Source organism: Kaistia defluvii (assembly GCF_026343955.1).
Taxonomy (GTDB): Bacteria; Pseudomonadota; Alphaproteobacteria; order Rhizobiales; family Kaistiaceae; genus Kaistia; species Kaistia defluvii.
On sequence record NZ_JAPKNI010000003.1, the window covers coordinates 450,968 to 468,473 of the forward strand.

General features: G+C 67.1%; 20 protein-coding genes and 1 pseudogene. 13 read left to right on the forward strand and 8 right to left on the reverse strand.

Features of this window, described 5'->3' with window-relative positions; all coding sequences use genetic code 11:
• Positions 1 to 6: 6 nt before the first annotated feature.
• From OSH10_RS10140 to OSH10_RS10175, 8 genes are all read left to right on the forward strand, one after another.
• Entirely contained in the window at positions 7 to 762 is a 756-nt protein-coding gene (locus OSH10_RS10140; protein ID WP_266331557.1) for a DeoR/GlpR family DNA-binding transcription regulator, read from the forward strand.
• A gap of 229 nt (positions 763 to 991) precedes the next feature.
• Positions 992 to 1,423: a PqqD family protein gene (locus tag OSH10_RS10145; RefSeq protein WP_266331559.1), complete on the forward strand. Its 432-nt coding sequence runs from the start codon at positions 992 to 994 to the stop codon at positions 1,421 to 1,423.
• Between the two features lie 3 nt (positions 1,424 to 1,426).
• Positions 1,427 to 2,494 carry a phosphoenolpyruvate carboxykinase (ATP) gene (locus OSH10_RS10150; RefSeq protein ID WP_266331560.1) on the forward strand — a complete coding sequence of 356 codons (1,068 nt, stop codon included), beginning with the start codon at positions 1,427 to 1,429 and terminating at the stop codon, positions 2,492 to 2,494.
• Positions 2,491 to 3,279 carry a glycosyltransferase family 2 protein gene (locus tag OSH10_RS10155; RefSeq protein WP_266331561.1) on the forward strand — a complete coding sequence of 263 codons (789 nt, stop codon included), beginning with the start codon at positions 2,491 to 2,493 and terminating at the stop codon, positions 3,277 to 3,279. The genes OSH10_RS10150 and OSH10_RS10155 overlap by 4 nt, the downstream gene beginning before the upstream one ends.
• On the forward strand, positions 3,276 to 4,025 hold the full coding sequence (locus tag OSH10_RS10160; protein WP_266331563.1) for a glycosyltransferase family 2 protein: 750 nt from the start codon (positions 3,276 to 3,278) through the stop codon (positions 4,023 to 4,025). Before OSH10_RS10155 ends, OSH10_RS10160 begins: the two co-directional genes overlap by 4 nt.
• A gap of 1 nt (position 4,026) precedes the next feature.
• Complete coding sequence (locus OSH10_RS10165) at positions 4,027 to 4,824, forward strand: glycosyltransferase family 2 protein (protein WP_266331565.1); 798 nt, start codon at positions 4,027 to 4,029, stop codon at positions 4,822 to 4,824.
• Between the two features lie 18 nt (positions 4,825 to 4,842).
• On the forward strand, positions 4,843 to 5,529 hold the full coding sequence (locus OSH10_RS10170) for a glycosyltransferase family A protein (protein WP_266331567.1): 687 nt from the start codon (positions 4,843 to 4,845) through the stop codon (positions 5,527 to 5,529).
• On the forward strand, positions 5,526 to 6,971 hold the full coding sequence (locus tag OSH10_RS10175; protein WP_266331569.1) for a nucleotidyltransferase family protein: 1,446 nt from the start codon (positions 5,526 to 5,528) through the stop codon (positions 6,969 to 6,971). Before OSH10_RS10170 ends, OSH10_RS10175 begins: the two co-directional genes overlap by 4 nt.
• Positions 6,972 to 6,992: 21 nt before the next feature.
• On the opposite strand, the gene OSH10_RS10180 is transcribed toward OSH10_RS10175, so the two are convergent.
• Both OSH10_RS10180 and OSH10_RS10185 read right to left on the reverse strand, forming a co-directional pair.
• Positions 6,993 to 7,433 (reverse strand): lipid-binding SYLF domain-containing protein, encoded by a 441-nt coding sequence (locus OSH10_RS10180; RefSeq protein WP_266331571.1) that lies wholly within the window; start codon positions 7,431 to 7,433, stop codon positions 6,993 to 6,995.
• A gap of 220 nt (positions 7,434 to 7,653) precedes the next feature.
• Positions 7,654 to 8,901 carry a benzoate/H(+) symporter BenE family transporter gene (locus tag OSH10_RS10185; protein ID WP_266331573.1) on the reverse strand — a complete coding sequence of 416 codons (1,248 nt, stop codon included), beginning with the start codon at positions 8,899 to 8,901 and terminating at the stop codon, positions 7,654 to 7,656.
• A 113-nt stretch (positions 8,902 to 9,014) separates the two neighbouring features.
• Between OSH10_RS10185 and pdxR the strand changes: the two genes are divergently transcribed.
• Positions 9,015 to 10,505 (forward strand): MocR-like pyridoxine biosynthesis transcription factor PdxR, encoded by a 1,491-nt coding sequence (gene pdxR / locus OSH10_RS10190; RefSeq protein ID WP_456077683.1) that lies wholly within the window; start codon positions 9,015 to 9,017, stop codon positions 10,503 to 10,505.
• Positions 10,506 to 10,624: 119 nt separating this feature from the next.
• Here pdxR and OSH10_RS10195 read toward each other — a convergent pair whose 3' ends face one another.
• The 4 genes from OSH10_RS10195 to OSH10_RS10210 all read right to left on the reverse strand — a co-directional run bounded on the left by OSH10_RS10195 (position 10,625) and on the right by OSH10_RS10210 (position 13,165).
• Complete coding sequence (locus OSH10_RS10195; protein WP_266331577.1) at positions 10,625 to 11,128, reverse strand: DoxX family protein; 504 nt, start codon at positions 11,126 to 11,128, stop codon at positions 10,625 to 10,627.
• On the reverse strand, positions 11,125 to 11,886 hold the full coding sequence (locus OSH10_RS10200; protein WP_266331586.1) for an HvfC/BufC N-terminal domain-containing protein: 762 nt from the start codon (positions 11,884 to 11,886) through the stop codon (positions 11,125 to 11,127). The genes OSH10_RS10195 and OSH10_RS10200 overlap by 4 nt, the downstream gene beginning before the upstream one ends.
• 2 nt (positions 11,887 to 11,888) lie before the next feature.
• Positions 11,889 to 12,776 (reverse strand): MNIO family bufferin maturase, encoded by an 888-nt coding sequence (gene bufB, locus OSH10_RS10205; protein ID WP_266331587.1) that lies wholly within the window; start codon positions 12,774 to 12,776, stop codon positions 11,889 to 11,891.
• Positions 12,777 to 12,883: 107 nt separating this feature from the next.
• A complete protein-coding gene (locus OSH10_RS10210) occupies positions 12,884 to 13,165 on the reverse strand; it encodes a BufA1 family periplasmic bufferin-type metallophore (protein ID WP_266331588.1) in 282 nt (93 codons plus the stop codon).
• Positions 13,166 to 13,343: 178 nt separating this feature from the next.
• On the opposite strand from OSH10_RS10210, the gene OSH10_RS10215 reads away from it, so the two are divergent.
• The 3 genes from OSH10_RS10215 (at position 13,344) to OSH10_RS10225 (ending at position 15,530) form a co-directional block, all read left to right on the forward strand.
• Entirely contained in the window at positions 13,344 to 13,889 is a 546-nt protein-coding gene (locus OSH10_RS10215; protein ID WP_407660694.1) for a sigma-70 family RNA polymerase sigma factor, read from the forward strand.
• A gap of 11 nt (positions 13,890 to 13,900) precedes the next feature.
• Positions 13,901 to 14,539, forward strand: coding sequence for an NrsF family protein (locus OSH10_RS10220; RefSeq protein WP_266331591.1), 639 nt, complete (start codon positions 13,901 to 13,903; stop codon positions 14,537 to 14,539).
• 271 nt (positions 14,540 to 14,810) lie between these two features.
• Complete coding sequence (locus tag OSH10_RS10225; RefSeq protein ID WP_407660695.1) at positions 14,811 to 15,530, forward strand: carbonic anhydrase; 720 nt, start codon at positions 14,811 to 14,813, stop codon at positions 15,528 to 15,530.
• 178 nt (positions 15,531 to 15,708) lie between these two features.
• Here OSH10_RS10225 and OSH10_RS10230 read toward each other — a convergent pair whose 3' ends face one another.
• A complete protein-coding gene (locus tag OSH10_RS10230) occupies positions 15,709 to 16,119 on the reverse strand; it encodes a hypothetical protein (protein WP_266331593.1) in 411 nt (136 codons plus the stop codon).
• 89 nt (positions 16,120 to 16,208) lie between these two features.
• Here OSH10_RS10230 and OSH10_RS22955 point away from each other — a divergent pair.
• A pseudogene (locus tag OSH10_RS22955) lies at positions 16,209 to 16,382 on the forward strand (hypothetical protein); the annotation flags it as partial.
• A 151-nt stretch (positions 16,383 to 16,533) separates the two neighbouring features.
• On the opposite strand, the gene OSH10_RS10235 reads toward OSH10_RS22955, so the two are convergent.
• Positions 16,534 to 17,475, reverse strand: coding sequence for a beta/alpha barrel domain-containing protein (locus OSH10_RS10235; RefSeq protein WP_266331595.1), 942 nt, complete (start codon positions 17,473 to 17,475; stop codon positions 16,534 to 16,536).
• Positions 17,476 to 17,506: the final 31 nt, after the last annotated feature.

Sequence of the window (17,506 nt, forward strand, 5' to 3'; positions counted from 1 at the left end):
ACGCCCATGCGCAGCACCGAACGCCGCTCGCGCCTTCTCGAAGCCTTGCAGCTTGGCGAAGTCGATGTCGAGGAACTGGCGCGCCGCTTCGCCGTGTCGGAATCGACCGTGCGGCGCGATCTGCAGCGCCTTGCCGCGGACAATGCCGTCCGCCGCACCTATGGCGGCGCCATCCTGCTCGGCCGCGGCCGGGAAACGACGCTTGGCGAAAGACTGGACGAGCGCGGCGCGGAGAAGCGGGCCATCGCGCAGGCGGCGCTCGCGTCGATCGGGGACGGCGACACCCTGCTCCTCGATGCCGGGTCGACGGTCCTCGCGCTCGGGCCGCTGCTGACCGGGCGGCGGCTGCGCATCATCACCAACAACCTGGCCCTGCCGCCCTTGCTGGTCGGCGAGCCCGACATCGAGGTGATCGTGCTGGGCGGCACGCTGCGCGCCAGCAGCATGGGCACCGGCGGCCCGCTTGCGATGGAGACACTGCGGCGGCTTACCGCCGACAAGGCGTTTCTGAGCGCGGACAGCATCGTCGCCGGACGGGGCCTGTGCGAGGCGCATCTCGACCAGGTGGCGCTCAAGAGCCTGATGATGGAACAGGCGCGGGAAACCATCATCCTCGCCGACGCGACGAAGCTGGGCCGGGCGGACCAATCGGCCTGGGCGCCGCTGCCCGCGCACTGGCGCCTGATCACCGACGCGACCGCCACCGACCGCCAACTCGCCGCGATGACCGCCGCCGGCGCGGCCGTAACCATCGCCGGTTAAAAGACAGGCGCCACGTCGTCACCGGCCGGGCCGACCCGCCACAGGCTGAAGCGGCGGTCGAGCGATCCGGCACCGCTGTAAATGTGGGATTTATCCCACATTCCTCTGGAAACACGCTTCGAAGTACGGCTGGGACCGTCCCGATATTGCGTGCATCCAGCGGCGCTTGCTATCGCTGCCCGCAGAATGACGTTTGGTAAGCTGGCGAAGCCGGAGATGAGGTACGAGAGTGGTTGAGGCGACCTATCTGACTGTTGCAGTTCCGAACTGCGTCGCCGACGATTTCGGCGGCGAAATCGTGGCGCTCAACCTGGACACGGGCTTCTATTTCAGCCTGCGCGACCTCGCCGCCGCCGTCTGGCGCGATCTGGCAGCCGGACATTCCGTCGAATCCGTTCTCGGGCCACTCGGCGCACAGGCGCCACACTTGGCGGAGGATGCCACCCGGCTGATCGACCGGATCCAGTCCGAGGGCCTGATGCAACCGGCCGTCGCAGTCGTCCTGGCGGAAGGCGATCCTTCGGTCGCCACTTTCATCGCCGGCGGCATGACGTCGCTGGTCATTGATTCCTATGACGATCTTCGGGATCTGGTGATGACCGACCCGATTCACGAAGTGGTCGAGGAAGTGGGCTGGCCAGTTCGTCGGGAGGACGCCTGATCCATGCCGGCGGGCGTTGTGGCAGGCGCCGCCTCGAGGGTCGACAATGGGAGTCTGGGTGCCTTCTTCGACCGCTTGTTCGAGCGGCTCGACACGACTCCGGATGATCGGTTGCATGTGGCTGACCTGAGTCTGGGCGGCGCCAGCTTCAAGCTGCGCTGCAGCAACCGCGAGGTTCTCAAACAGTATAGCGATCGCCTCGCGCCATCGGGCGCCGCCACCGCGCCGGGCGGCCGGATCGATATCATTGCAGCCGCCGACATGGGATGGACCGCCGGCCAGTGGGCCGAACCCGACTGGAAGATGCATCACTACGATGAATCCGCGGCCCTCGGCGGCTATCTGGCGACCTATCCCTATTTCGACAGGCAATGGATTGTCCGCCAACGGCGGTCCGGCAACGCCGCCTATTTCCTCGACCGCATGGAGGATCTCCTGCCGTGGGACAGCGGCGCTCCCGTGCGGGTTCCCCTGAACTGGGCGCTTCACACGGCGAAGCGCCGCATGGTCCACGCTGGCAGCCTCGGCGTCGACGGCCATGGCGTGCTGATCGCCGGCCCCGGCGGGGCGGGAAAATCGGGAACGACCCTGGCAGGCCTGGCGGGCGGCCTGCAAACCGTGGGCGACGACTATGTGCTGCTCGATCAGCACGAACATCCGACGGTGTCGCCGCTCTATCGCTTGCTGAAACAGGATGCCGCCGGAATCGCTCGCATTCCAGGCCTGGGGGATCGGCTTGGCGCACTCACGCCGAACTGGCAGGGCAAGTTTGAGTTCGATCCCGACATCGCTTTCCCCGGATGCGTCGCCGGGCCACTGCGGCTCGGCGCGATCCTGCTCCCGGCGGTGGCCATGCAGGCCCGATCGACATTGGAGCGGGTGCCGCGCGCCGAAGCCGTCCGCTATCTCGTGGACGCCCTGTTCGGCGAATTCCAGTCCCGATCGGCCGAGGATCTCCTGTTCCTGACCGGGCTGTCGATGCGGTTGCCCATCTATCGGATGCGGCTTTCGGCCGACCCGGCCGAGATCGCGGCGACCGTGCGCACCGTGATCGGAGACCATTCGTCATGACGCTCGTCAGCATCGTCGTGCCCGCCTACGACGCGGAACCCTTCATCGGCGAAGCCCTCGACAGCCTCGCGGCGCAGACCTACCGCGAATTCGAGATCCTTGTCGTCGATGACGGCTCGCGCGACCGGACGGCTCGGCTGGTCACGGAAGAGGCTGAACGGGATTCCCGCATCCGCCTTCTTTCGATCCCGCATTCCGGCGTGGCGGCAGCCCGCAATGCAGGCGTCCGCGCAGCACGCGGCTCCCTGGTGTCGTTTCTGGACGCCGACGATCTTTGGCGGCCCGACAGGCTTGAGCGGCACGTGTCGCTTCTCGGGCGCGAGCCGGCGACCGATCTGATCGTCGGGGAGGTCCTTGTCTTCGAGGCGCTCAGCCCCACCTTCGAACCCGTGCTGGGGTCTGACCACGTCCAGCTCCGCAGCGTCAATCTCGGGGCCGCGACGATCCGCTCGACCGTCTTCGACGCGGTGGGTGTGTTCGACGAAACCATGCGCTTTTCGGAGGATCTCGATTTCCTGCTGCGGGTCCACGAAGCGGGGATGAGCCTTGCTGTGGAAAGCGAGGTGGCACTCCTCTATCGGCGACACGACGCGAACATGACAAATGATGCCGATGCCAACCGCCGTTACATCCTGCGGGCGCTGCACCACTCCCTGGCACGTCGGCGCGATCGAAACTCTCGGCCGCCGGCGATGGCATTCCCGCTACAGACGCGCTTTGACGAACTCACCATGTCGCCAGCGGATGTCGGCAACGCCATCGCGAGCAGAAGGAGGAGCGGATGAACGCACCTCCCGCGCTTTCGGTCATCATCCCCGCGTTCAACGGCATGGCCCTCATCGAGGCAGCGATCGTTTCAGTGCTGGCTCAAGGCGAGGTGAGCAGCGAAATACTCATCATCGACGATGGCTCGCAGGACGAGACTGCCTCCTGTGTCGAGCGCATGGCCCGGAACGACGATCGAATCCGACTATTTCGTGAAATGCATGGTGGCGTCGCTGCGGCACGCAACCGGGGCCTGGCGCGAGCCCGGGCGCCGTTCGTTACCTTCCTGGATCAAGACGATATCAAGCCCGCGGGCGGGCTTACGAGGCATGTCGAGATCCTGACGGGGAATCCGAACCTTGGAGCGGTCGTCGGAGAGAGCGTCATGTTCGATCAGATCAGCGAAAGAGGCGACGTCACATTGGGACGCCACCAGCGCATGCTCGCGACGTTGCTTGGTGCAGGAACCTTTCGACGAGACTTGTTTGCCGACCTCGGCGATTTTGCCTGTGATCTCGAAATGGGCAGCGACTACGACTTTTACCTGCGCATGATCGAGGCGGACATCCCCATTGCCGTCGACGAGGAGGTGGCACTGCTCCACCGGCGACACAGCGGCAATGCCAGCAGCGACCGTCGCACGTTGAGCCGTGAACTCCTGCTCGTCTTTCACCGATCGGTTCAAAGACGCCGGAGGAACGGATATTCGGCCGCGCTGCGGCATCCGCTGCTCGACGCCATGCGAGCCCAGTGGCCAGGAGGGTAGCATGACGATCGATCGTCCCACGGTCAGCATCGTGATGCCCGCCTTCAACCGCGCGGACTATATCGCCGAGGCGCTCCAGTCGCTGCAGGCCGAGCCCGGCATCGACGCGGAGATCCTCGTCGTCGACGACGGCTCCACCGATGGGTGCGACGCGATCGTGGCGTCGATCGCGGCAGCCGACCCGCGCGTCCGGCTGATCCGGCAGGATCATCGCGGCGTTTCCGCGGCGCGCAATACGGGCCTGCGCGCCGCGACAGGCCACTTCCTCACCTTCCTCGACTCCGACGACATCAGCGCGCCCGGAAGGATCCTCAGGCAGGTGACAAAGCTCGCGGCGCGGCCGGACCTCGTCGCGGTGATCGGGCAACGGATCTATTTCAACGCGATGAACCGGGACTTCGAGCCCGAAGCAGGTTCGCTCTGGCAAAGGACCCTCGATATCTGCCTGGCGAGCGCCGTCTTCCGACGCTCGACCTTCGACGTGTTCGGCGGCTTCGACGAGGCGCTCACCTATGGCGAGGATATCGATTTCTATTTCCGGCTGTTCGAGGCCGATTGCCGTTTCCTGATCGAAATCGATACGGCGATCTACTACCGCCGCCATGCCGGCAACATGACCAACGACCGGGACGCCATGCACCGGGCCTGCCTTCGGGCCTACCACAACTCCATGCTGCGCCGCCGGGCGACCGGCCGGACACGCCGGCTGGACCTCTTCTTTTTCCGGCAGTTCGACCAGGAAACGGAATTTGGCGGCGAGCCGGATACGGCACCGCAATCCTCCCCCCTCAATGCCTAGCCGAGAGGACAGGCCGCCATGTCGAGCCGCTATACGGTGATTATTCCGGCCTTTAACGCGACCAGGACGCTCGCCGATGCCATCGCCTCGCTGCGCGGCCAGACTGTTCCGCCGGCGCGTGTTCTTCTGGTCGATGACGGTTCGACGGATGGCACGGGCGATCACGCGCGGGAGCTCGGGATCGACGTCATCCGGCAGGACAATCGGGGTCCCGGCGCCGCCTGCAATCTCGCTCTGCAGACGGTCGACACGCCGATCACCGCCTATCTCGACGCCGACGATCTCTGGCTGCCGAAAAAAGCCGCATGGCAGCTGGCGAGCCTAGACGAAGCGACCGATGTCGACGCGGTGTTCGGCCATCTCCGCATCTTCTTTCATGGCCGTCCCGTCGACCCCGCCGCCAGGACCCAGGAAGGCTGGGGCCGCACGACGATGATGATCCGGACCGACTGCGCCCGTCGGATCGGGCCGATCTACGATCCGCTCGAGGGTGGCCGGGGCGATATGATCGACTGGATTGCCCGGGGGCGCGAAATGGGTCTTCGTTTCCAGATGTCCCCCTCGGTCGTCGCGCTCCGCCGCGTGATTGCTGGCAGCATGAGCTATGGCCGCGACGAACGGGATGTCGGCTATCTGGAGATCGCGCGACGCGCCCTGACCCGCCGGCGCGCCGCCCTCGCCGCCAGCACGGGATCCGGCTCATGAGCTGGCGACGCGAACGCAGTTGGCCGGACGGTCTCGTGCACCTGCTGCTCCAGGCGGCGCTCGGTCCGGATGCCCAGGCCAGGGCGGCCTGGCAGGCTTGGAAGGCGCAACGGAACTTTGACGACGTCACATGGCCGGAGATGCGCCTGTTGGCGCCGCTCTCGCTTCGCCTGCCGCAACTCGATCCGGACACGCCGCTGCGGCCGCGGATCGACGGGCTGACGAAACAGCTCTGGACCAAGACCCAGCTCGGCCTGCGCGAGACGGCGACCGCCTTCGACCGGCTGAGCGCGGACGGCATACCGTTCCTCGTCTTCAAGGGCGGAGCGCAATATGCCGAGGGGCTCGCCGTGACGACGCGCCGGATCATGGGCGATGTCGACATTCTGGTGCGGCCGGCGGACACGGGGCGGGCGCTCGATTCGCTCGCTGCGGACCACTGGACGGCGACGAATGGGGAATCGTTCGAATATCTGCGCCAGCTGGCTAATGTCCGCCTCAGCGGCAATTTCAAGAAGGGCGAGCACGGCGAGATCGACCTGCACAATTCGCCGTTTCACTTCGCTCGGATCCAACCCGCCCTCGACGACGCGCTATGGGACATGGCCCGCGGCGCGAAGCTGGCGTTGCGCCCTATCCTGGTTCCGTCGCCGACCGACGCCACACTGCTTCTCCTTGCCCATTCCGCCACGAGTAACAGCGGCGACTGGGCAATCGATCTTGCCACCCGGATCGAGCGGCAGGCGATCGACTGGGACCGGCTGGCGTCGATGGCGCATCAGCGCGGCCTCGTGCCCGCCTGTCTCGCCGGCCTGCGCTATGTGCGACAGGAACTGGCGCTCGCCGTGCCGGACCACGCTCTCGACGTTATGGCGAGGGCGTCCGTGCCGCTTGGAGAACGGCTGAAATACTGGTCGAATGTACGCGACCGCAGCGACCGCAATCTGGCGGAGAAGGCCGGCAACCGGCTCGCCGACCGGCTGCTTCGGCATCAGGGCTTCTCGCTCATCGTGAAGGATCGCCGCGCCATCACCGTGACGCGGCCGCGCATTCCGCTGCGCTGGCTGCTTGGTCTCTCCAAGCCGGTCGAGAGCTTGCCGCCGGGACGCGAGCTGCTGCACACGATCACGCTGCGCCAGCCGCGCAGGAGCCTGATCCTGAAGATCGCGCTCGACGCCCCGCCGCTGTCGCGACGGCTGTTCTTCGATATCAGCTGCAATGGCGTCGCCATCGCCCGGCTTCGAAGCCGGGCGGGGGGGCGGGGCGCGGGACTAACGGTGTCGCGCACCTTCCATCTGCCGCTGCCCAATGGCGTGGTGGGAGACCTGTCGGTATCCGTCTGCGCGCGACCCGTCCGATTCATCCCGCCAAACGCGACCGAAGCGGAACAGGCCGCCCTCGGCCCGACCCCGTTCTCTCTCGCAGGGGTCTGGACCGCATAGGGGACCGACAGAGGCCGGGCGCTACTTGACCGTGATGGCCAGGCCGCTCAAATCGGCATTGACCTGCAAGCCGACCTGCTTGCCCGAAAGCTCGAGCCGGGCGCCCTTCTCATTGGTCATGACGATGACCTGCGCGCCCCGGCCGATCGCGCCGCCGCCGCCGGCCGCGCCATAGACACCGGTCACGTCGCTCGCCCGGCGGATGTTGCGGACCGTGCCGCGGAAATTGGTCTTGGACGCGCCGAAGGCGATGCCGCCGGAAAGGCCGGCGATGGAGATCGGATAGCGACGGCCGTGGAAGGTCAGCGTGCCATCGCCGCCCGAGCCGCCGACGAAGAAGGCCGCCTTGTAGACGGAGAAGCGGATCGTGCCGCTGTCGGCATGCGCGGCGCTGGAAAGGCTGACAGCGCCGGCCGCGATGGCGGCAACCGCGACGGCGCGAATTCTGGACGAAATCATCATGATCAAGTTTCCTCAAGGGTTGCCGCTTGCCCGGCGGCCGGGCACGTCAGCCTCGTCTCCGAATGACAGAGGAACCCTCTCGTGCCCCATTGGTTCCACCTGCGCGCCGAATTCCGCTGCAGGACGGGCGGAACGGCAGGGCCTGCCCGAACCGCTTCGCGCCGAGGCGGGGGACACGCGTCCGCTTGTCACCCCCGCCCGTGCCTGTCGCGGCGAGCCGTCAGGCGCCGGGTACGGCGTGTCTCGGCGCCGCGCCGTCGTGCCCGGCACGCTCGGCACGCCCGAGGCGCGGCCAGCGGCCGTTCAGGATGAGCGTGGCGGCGAGGCCGATCACGAGCCCCCAGAACGCCCCGCCAATGCCCAGCAGCTGGATGTTGGCGGCGGCGGCGAGGAAGGTGATCAGCGCCGCCTCTCGCGAGCCCGGATCCGCCATCGCCCCGGCAAGGCTGCCGCCGATGGTGCCGAGCAGCGCGAGGCCGGCAAGCGTGGTGATGAAGGTCGCGGGGAAAGCCATGAAGACGGCGGCCAGCGTCACGCCGAACACGCCGACCAGCCCGTAGAAACACCCGGCCGCGATGCCGGCGATCCAGCGCTTCGACGGATCTTCATGCGCGTCCTTTCCCGTGGCGATCGCCGCCGTGATGGCGGCGATGTTGAAGGCATGCGATCCGAACGGGGCCATGAGGAGCGAGCCGAGGCCGGTCAAGGCGACGATCGGATTGGCGCTGGTCTTGAAGCCGTCGTTCCGCAGCACCAGCATTCCCGGCATGTATTGGCCGGTCAGCGTGATCACGAACAGCGGCAGCGCTACCGAAAGCAGGGCGTTCAGCGAAAACTGCGGCATGGTGAAGACCGGGGCCGCGAACTCCAGCTTCAGGCCCGTGAGATCGACCCGGTCCTGAACCAGCAGGAAGGCCAGCCCGATCACCAGGATGCCGACCACGGCGTAACGGGCGGCGAAGCGCTTCAACGCGACATAGGCGACGATCAGCAGCCCGACCAGCAGCGGATCGACGCTCGCCCCGCCAAAGGCGCCGATGCCAAAGGGCAGCAGGATGCCGGCGAGCAGGCCCGAGGCAATGCCCGGCGGGATGAGCCGGATGACCTTCTCGAAACAGCCGGACATGCCAAGCACCACGAAGGCCGCCGCCGAGATCATGTAGGCGCCGACCGCCTCCGCATAGGGCGTCGTCGCCAGCGCGGTAACGAGAAACGCCGCCGCCGGGGTGGACCAGGCGGTGATGATCGGCTCGCGGTAGCGCCAGCTCAGGAACAGCCCCGTCAGGCCAACGCCGATCGAGACCGACCAGACCCAGGACGCGGTGAGGCCGGGATCGAGGCCCGCGACCTTCGCCGCCTGGAAGACGAGAATGAAGGTGCCGCCATAATTGACGAGGACGGAGATCAGGCCCGCGATCACGGGATGCGCGAGATCGCGGGGGCGAATGGAAGCAGGATGAGATGGCATGGTCGTCAGGGAACTCCGGAAAGACTCGGCCGCACGGACGGCGAGCCGGGTTGACAACTAGCCGGTAAATGGACTGATCTTTCCCGCCAATTTTTCCAATGGATCCAGACCATTTGTTCAAGCATTCGCAACTGGAATCGGTGAAGGCATGGATGGCCCTGCCCGCCCATGCGGCCATGCCGCTTCATGCGCGGATCCAGCGGGCGATCCGGCAGCTGATCGTCGATGGCGCGCTCGGACCCGGCAAGCCCCTGCCCGCCTCCCGTGCCCTCGCCACGTCGCTCGGCGTATCGCGCGACACGATCGAAGCCGCCTATGGCCAGCTTCACGCGGAAGGCTTCATCGACCGGCGCGTGGGCAGCGGCAGTTTCGTCGCCGAGATGACGGCGTTCACGCCCGGTCGCCGGCAGACGCCGCCGGATACGCAGGTTCGCAACCTGCCACCGAAGCTCAGCCGGCGCGGCGCCGCCATGTTCGGTGGCGGCGGCGTTCGGGAGAGGCTGGCACCCCGGCCCTTCGCGCCGGGCGTGCCGGAAACCCGCACCTTCCCGCTGCCGCTCTGGGAGCGCCTGGAACGGCAGGTGCGAAAGGAAGTTGGCGCGCAAGCCCTGCTTCACGGCGATCCGCAGGGCGTGGAGCCGCTTCGCCGCGCCATCGCCGACTATGTGAACCTGGAACGGGGCGCGCGCGCCACGGCGGATCGCGTGCTGGTCCTCACCAGTTCGCAGCAGGCCCTGTCGCTCTGCGCCAACATGCTGCTCGATCCCGGCGACCGCATCTTCATCGAGGATCCCGCCTATTACGGGGCGCGGCGCGCCTTCGACGCGGCGGGACTGGACTGCATTCCGGTCCCCGTCGACGGCAATGGCCTCATGGTCGAGACGATCCTGGCGGAGCCGCGCCGGGCCCGGGCGGTCTTTCTCACGCCCTCGCACCAGTTTCCGACCGGCGCGACCCTGGCGCTGGAACGTCGCCTCGCCCTGATCGAATGGGCCGCCCGGCATCAGGCCTGGATCATCGAGGACGACTACGACAGCGAATTCCACTACGCCGGCAAACCGACCGCCTGCGTGCAGGGCCTCGATGCGCATGACCGGACGCTTTACATCGGCACCTTCACCAAATCTCTCTTTCCCGGCGTGCGGATCGGCTATCTCGTCCTGCCGACGCCGCTCGTCATGCCGATGACGGTCGCGCGCACCTTGCAGGACGGTCACACGGCGCCGATGGCGCAGTGGACGCTGGCCCGGTTCATGGAGGGCGGGCATTTCGGCGCGCATGTTCGGAGCATGCGCGCCGTGTATGCGGACCGTCTCGACGTGCTGGCCGGTCTGGTGCGCCGGCATCTTTCGGATTTTGTCGAGCCGCGCATTCCCGCCGGCGGGCTGCAGATGCCGTGCCGGCTGACCGCCGACCTGCCGGAGCGCACCGCGATCGACGCCGCCCAGCATGCCGGCGTCGATCTGCTCGGCTTGTCGGCGCTGCACGCCGAGGGCCGCGGCGAGGCCGGCTTCCTGATGGGCTTCGCCGCTTACACGCCCTACGAGATCGAGCTTGCCGTCCGGAAGCTGGCGACGGCGCTTCGGACCCTGAAGGTCCCCTAGCCGCGCCGCTCAATCCATCGGAAAGGACCGCTCGGCATCCGGACCGAACTGGACCCGCCGCGCCGGATGACACCAGGCGCCCTGCCATGTCGAGGCCGGCCCATCGATGCGCGCTGGATTCACCCTCTGCGGGCCCCGAGCCCGATCCAACGATCCAGCGCCAGCGGACCGCCGCCATAGACGACGAGCGTCAGCGCCATCGCCGCCCAGGGCAGATGGAAATTGGCCCAGCCCTCCGGCACGGTCAGCTGGATCACCGCCGTCATCAGCAGGATGCCAAGCGCCGCGAAACGCGTGCCAAGGCCGAGCCCCAGCAGGATCGGCAACACGATCTCGCCGATGCCGGATAGCGTCGCCATCAGGATCGGCGCCGGATAGGGATACTGATTCCCCAGGATGTGCAGGCTGAATTCCTGCGTGAACAGATAGCGCGCTCCATTCGACAGCGTCAGGAAGCCATCCCATTTCGTCAGCCCCGACTTGAAGAACGGCACCGCCAGCGCGAAACGAAGCGCCAGCAGCGGCAGTGCCTCCGGAATGGCGGCGAGAGCCGCCTCGACGCGCTGCACGATGCGCCAGAGCGAGCGCCCGCGATCGGTCGGCGCCTGATCGATGCCGGTCATGCCGGATCTCCTTGCAAGGGGCTGTCGGCAAAGGCGCCGAGAGAGGCCAGGCCCAGGAGCGCGTGGCCGAAATCAAAGTCGGGGTGCCGCGCGAAGGCGGTCGCAGCCGCCTCCCCGAGCGTTTCGCCCCGCAATACCGAATCGGCGAAGACACCGTCGGCCGGCGGTACGACATGCACGCGAACGTCGAAGGTCGGCCGGGTCACCAGCACGCTCTCGGAAGCCGCCACAATCACAGAGCCGACGACCTCAGCCTGATGCGCCTGCCAGATCGTGCCGATGGCGAAGTCCGAGCGCGCCAGGGCGACCGCCGGGTGGAGCAAAAGCCGAATCCCGGCAAGCCGTTCCGGCGCAATCGCCAGAAGGCGTTCCACCGGAAGCGGCGTGGCGTCGGCGGCGTGATAGGCGCGGGTCCAGTTGGCCTCGAGCCGGGCCGTGTCGGCGAGATAGGGCAGAGCCGCGGCCGGCGCGAAGCCGGCGACAAAATCCGGGAACGTGTCGCCATAGGCAAAGATCAGCGGCGATCGTGGCAGCGACACCGTGAGGAAGGCGCGCGCCATGCCGTTGAAGAATTCGTCGCCGACCAGTCGCCGCACCACCGGAAAGCGCTCGCCAAGCGCCCGCGACAGGCTGGCGACGACATTGTTGCGATAGACGGAAAAGCGGGTGGCGTCGGGCTCGCCCCGGGCGCAGGTCACGCCGGCGGGAAGCGGCAGGGACGGATCGAGCAAGGCGGCGGCAAAGGCGCTCTGGTCCATGATCACGCCCGCCTTGCGAGGCGCGCATCGCGCCAGGACTTGGCCGAGTCCAGCACGGCTTCGGCGCGCGCGGCTTCGGCCAGCAGCACCGGGAAGGCGGGCACGTCATTATCCCACTCGATCAGGGTCGGCAGCGGACCGGCGCGATCGATGGTGTGGCGGTAGAGCGCCGAGACGTCGTCGCTGACCGGGGAACCATGCGCGTCGATCAGCAGCCGGTCGCCGGCGCCGTCCATCGTCTCGTCATAGCCGGCAAGATGGATCTCGCCGACGCGCTCGACCGGAAAGCGGTCGATATAGGCAAACGGATCGGCGCGATGGTTGACGGCCGAGACCATGACATTGTTGACGTCGAGCAACAGACCACAGCCCGTCCGGGCCGCGACGCGCTCCAGAAAGTCGATCTCGTGGATCGTGCTGTCCTCGAACAGGATGTAGGTCGACGGGTTCTCCAAGAGCATCTGCCGGCCGACCGCCTGCTGCACCTGATCGACATTATCGGCGACCCGCCGCAGCGTCGACTCGGTGTAGGGCAGCGGCAGCAGGTCGTTGAGGAAGCCGCTTTCATGCGTCGACCAGGCGAGATGCTCGGAGAAGGACCGCGGCCGGTAGCGGTCGATCAGGGCGCGCAGCCGCGCCAGATGGGCCGTGTCGAGCGGCCGCTCGGCGCCGATCGAAAGGCCGACGCCGTGAAGCGACAGCGGATAGCGGGCCACGATCTCGCCGAGCGCCCGATGGGGCGCGCCGCCATCGCCCATGTAATTCTCGGCATGAACCTCGAAGAAGCCGACATCCGGCTCGGTATCCAGGATCTCGCCGACGTGCTCGGGCTTGAGGCCGAGCCCGGCGCGGGCGGGAAGCAGGGAGGTGGAGGGTGTGATGGCGTTCATGAGGTGGACCCTGGCTTTCGAAGCGACGGAGCCCGGCGCAGCGGGCCCCGTCGCATTGGCGGCGGGAAAAGCGACGTCGCGGCCTCCAGCGAGACCCGCGTCGCGGCTTACATGGGCTTGAGCATGCCCATGTGGCCGTTCACCTCCATCGAGGTGCAGGTGCCGGCCGGAACGGCCTTCCAGGCATTGGCCTGATAGTCCATGGTCGAGGTGCCGGCGCAGGTGGTGCCGGCGCCGGCGGCGCAATCGTTCTGACCCTTCAGGGCGATGCCGTAGCACTTCTCCATGCCGACCATCTTTTCGGCCGGAAGCGGGGCGGCATAGGCAGTGGTCGCGAAAGCCGAGACGAGCGATCCGGCAAGGGCGAGGGCAAGGGTCTGGCGGTTCATGGCGTTCTCCTGTGAAGGTTGGGAGGAGCGCTTTCTGCGCCCCATAGCGTCGACTTCGGGAGGCGAGCATGGTTCGTTACAGCGACTGTCGAACACGGTTTCGTGATGGCGCTTGCCGCCGGTTCCGGGATATTTCGCCAGCGTCGTAACAATTGGCGGACACGGCCGAAGAAGAGGGATGACAGGCTTGACGAGGACGGACGACGCCGAACTCGCGCGGCTTTTCAGGGCGGCCATGGCTGGCGATGAAAGCGCCTATGCCGTCTTTCTCGAACGCGTCGCCCGGCACGTGCGCGGCTTTTGCCGCCGGCGCATCGTTCATGGCGGCGTCGAACCGGAAGATATCGTGCAGGAAACGCTGCTGGCGATCCACCTGAAGCGTCACACCTGGCGTCAGGACGAAGCGGTGATGCCGTGGGTCTATGCCATCGCCCGCTTCAAGCTGATTGATGCGTTCCGCCGGCGCGGCCGTCACGTCGAGGTCGATATCGACGATTTCGCCGAGACGTTGGCCGAGCCGGAGAAGGAGGCGTCGATGACGCGCGACATCGACCGCGCGCTGGGCGGGCTGGCGACCGTGCAGCGCAATGTCGTCGCCTCGATCTCGGTCGAGGGGGCGACGATCGGCGAAACGGCGCATGCGCTGGGCATGACGGAAAGCGCCGTGCGCGTGGCGTTGCATCGCGGCCTGAAGGCGATCGCCCGCCGCTTTGTGCAGGATTGAACGGAACGGACATGAACACCCACGATCTCATCAAGGCGATTGCCCGCGACGCCGCCGCGCCCCGGCCTTCGCTCGGCCTGTTGCTGTTGGGCGCCTGCGGGCTGGCCAGCGTGATCGCCGCGATCGTCTTTTCCACGCTGCTCGGCCCGCGTCCCGATTTCGCGCAGGCCGCGCATACGTCCCGCTTCCTGCTCAAATTCGTCATAACCGCCACGCTCGCCGTGACGGCGCTGTTCCAGGTCGCCGAACTGGCGCGCCCCGTTTCGCGGTCCAGCCATCGCGTCGCGCTGCTCGCCATCGCGCCTGCGATCCTGCTCGCCGCGCTGCTGATGGAGATCGCCACCATTCCGGCCGCCGAATGGGGAGCGCGGCTTGTCGGCACCAACAGCCTGATCTGCCTGACGATGATCCCCCTGATCGGGATGGGACCGCTCGCCGTTTTCCTGGCTGCGCTGCGCTATGGCGCACCGACGCGGCCGGGCCTGGCCGGCGCGGCCTGCGGCCTGCTCGCCGGCGGGCTGGCGGCCACCTTCTATGCCGCCCACTGCTTCGACGATTCGCCGTTTTTCGTGGCCACCTGGTATTCGCTGGCGATCGCCATCCTGACCCTGGCGGGCGCCGCGGCCGGCCGCTTCATCCTGCGCTGGTAGCCGGCCCGGCACTGGACGCGCGACGCCGGAGGCCCAGCCGTCGCGGTCGAAGCGACCCGGTCGAGATGCCGACATCCGCCGAACCCGGCCCCCTCTTCCGGCGCGGCGCCGCGCCGCCACCGCAAAGCCGCCAGCCTCCGGAATTGAGAATATCGGGCCAGTTCTGCCGCCATTCCCCAGCAGATTCAGACGCAGCCGACGTTTATCGAAGGCACATTCTGGCAATATTCGCGTCTACCGTGCTAGCCTAAAACGGAATCAGGAGGGGAACATGTGCAATAATTGCTACGAAGTATCCATGAAGCGCCGCGATATCCTCGGCGGCGGCATCGCTCTCGCAGGTTTGGCGCTATTCGGAAACACGTTACTTTCCGGCAAGGCGGAGGCCCAGTCGGTGCGGGCCGCGGAGACGCCCGACGAAGCGTTGAAGCTTCTGACCGAAGGCAACGAGCGCTACGTTTCGAACACCACGCGCGAGCGCGACTTCAGCGTCAACCGGGCCAATACCGCCGCCGGGCAAGCCCCGTTCGCCTCCGTCCTGGGGTGCGCGGACTCGCGCGTCGCCCCCGAACTCGCCTTCGATCAACGGCCGGGCGATCTCTTTGTCGTCCGCGTCGCTGGCAACTTCGTCACGGATGAGGGATTGGGCAGCCTGGAGTTCGGTTCCGCCGTGCTCGGATCCAAGCTCATCCTGGTGCTCGGCCATACCCGGTGCGGCGCGGTCACCGCCACGATCGAGGCGCTGCAAAAGGGCAACCAGCTTCCCGGGCATATTGCCGGCCTCGTGACCGCCATGAAGCCGGGCATCGAGGCCGCGGTCAGCAAGGGAGGCGACGACCTGGTCGCCGCGGCGACGATCGCGAATGTCCGCTACAATGTCAGCCGGCTGGAGAAGGCAAGTCCGATCCTGACGAATCTGATCGCGAAGAAGCAGCTGCGAATTGTCGGCGGGGTATATGACCTGGCCACCGGCAAGGTCGCGCTCGTCTAGACGCCTCGGGCGTTCCGTTCTCGAGGTTGGGAACGGGACGCCCTCGGATCCGATATCCGAAGGCGCCCCTTGCTCGCGGCAACGCGCCGCGCAGGCCCATCGCCCCATCCGTCCTCGCGCCTCCAGTGCCCACGGCACATTCCGGGGGAGCGCAAAGTCGTGTGGGCTGGCGGCAACGCTATTCTGGCCAGCGATCGTCCGGGCGCCAGAAGCCGAGCTTCGGGGTATTCCAGGCATCGGTCGGCAGGAACAGCGTGTCCTCGGTGCGCAGGTTCTCGCGGATGGCATCCAGATTGATGTCGACGCCAAGTCCCGGCTTCTCCGGCACCCTCACATAGCCATCCGCCATGTAGTCGGGATCGATGCCGGTCACGAGGCCATGCCAGAACGGCAGATCGAGACCGTGATGCTCGCAGGCGACGAGGGCGAGGGGCTGGTCGAGATCTTCCCGAACCGGGGCGTCCGTGTCCGGGCGCTGGATCGCGAGCGGCTGATCCATTCGCATGAGATCGGCGAGGCGCTGGACGCGCTGGACTGGCCCCGCATCGACGCCGCGAACTATGCCTTCCACCGCTTCATCAACATGCATGGCGGCAATGTCGAAGCGGCCGAGATCATCATCCCTCGCTACTACGGCCTCAGTGAGAGCCTTCTCTATAAGCGCGGGCGAACCCAGGCCTATGCCGATGGGTCAGGGCCGAGCATCATGCGCTGCTCGACGCCTTTCGCGATCGCGATCCTTCCCGCGCCCGGGAGATCAGCGGCATGCACGTTCGTGCGACCCTGCAGGATGTGCTGGACGCCTTCGAGGCGACGCAGGCCAAGCCGAGCCCAGGACCGGCCGGCCGATAGGGGGCGGCAGAAGACGGATCGGAGGGCGCTTCCTGCAGCAGGGGATTTCCGGGGACGAGGCGGCGCACCGCGCCGCCCTCCCCGTCCATGACTATCCTTGCCGGTGTCCCGGGCCGCCCAAGGCGCCTCGCCCCCCCGACGCAGGGCCGCGCTATGCGTCTTCCTTCACCCTGAAGTCCGCATTGGCCCGCATCAGTTCCCTGGCGATGCGCGTGATGTCAGCGACGATCGCGGGATCCGAGGCGGACTCGAAGAAGGGGCCGATCGGGCCGGTATCGGCGATGCCGGCCAGGCGGATCGCATCATGCACGACGGGAATGGCGGAATAGGCAGCGCGGGCGGCATCGAAATCCACGAAGACCTGACTGAGGCTGTCGACCGCGGCGCGGTCTCCGCGCTTCACCGCTTCCAGCAGAGCCTGCGAGATATGCGGCGCCAGCAGGCCCGTGCCGGAGGTGTAGCCCTGGATGCCGAACTTCGAGCTTTCGACGATGGTCAGTTCGCCGGCGCCGTCGATCAGTCGGTCGGCCGAGCCGACCAGGTCCAGCAGCGCGGTCAGATGCGGCGACTGGCCGGTTTCGTCCGGGACGATGCCATATTCGACGCCGCAGAGCGCACCATCCTTCAGCAGCGCGGCGACGTCCTGCGGCGTCAGGTAGTCGAGCGCCTTGAAGAACACCATCAGCGGCTTGCCATAGGCATCGGCCAGCTTGCGGATGCCGGTCGCCACGCCCTTCGGCTGCACCAGCCAGAACGGTAGCAGGATCGCGGTCGGGAAATCGCGCTCGCGCAGCATCGCGACCTGGTCGATCGCCTTGCCAAAGTCGCCGCCGATCGCCGGCACCATCCATGCGTCCTCGGACGGCGCCACGGCCTCGATCAGGTCGAGCACCGCGCCATATTCGCTGAGCTTCGCGTTGAACAGGTTGGCGATGCCGCCATACATGAACGAACGGACGCCGGCGGAGGCGAGCCAGTCGACGATCTTGCGGCTCTCGCCGGGATTGATGCCGCCATCCGGATCCCGGGCGATGGGCGGCAGGGCGATGATCGAGGCAACGAGATCGTCGGGCGTGACGGGGGTGGTCTTCATGGCAAACTCCGGGAACGATCGGTGAGGAAGG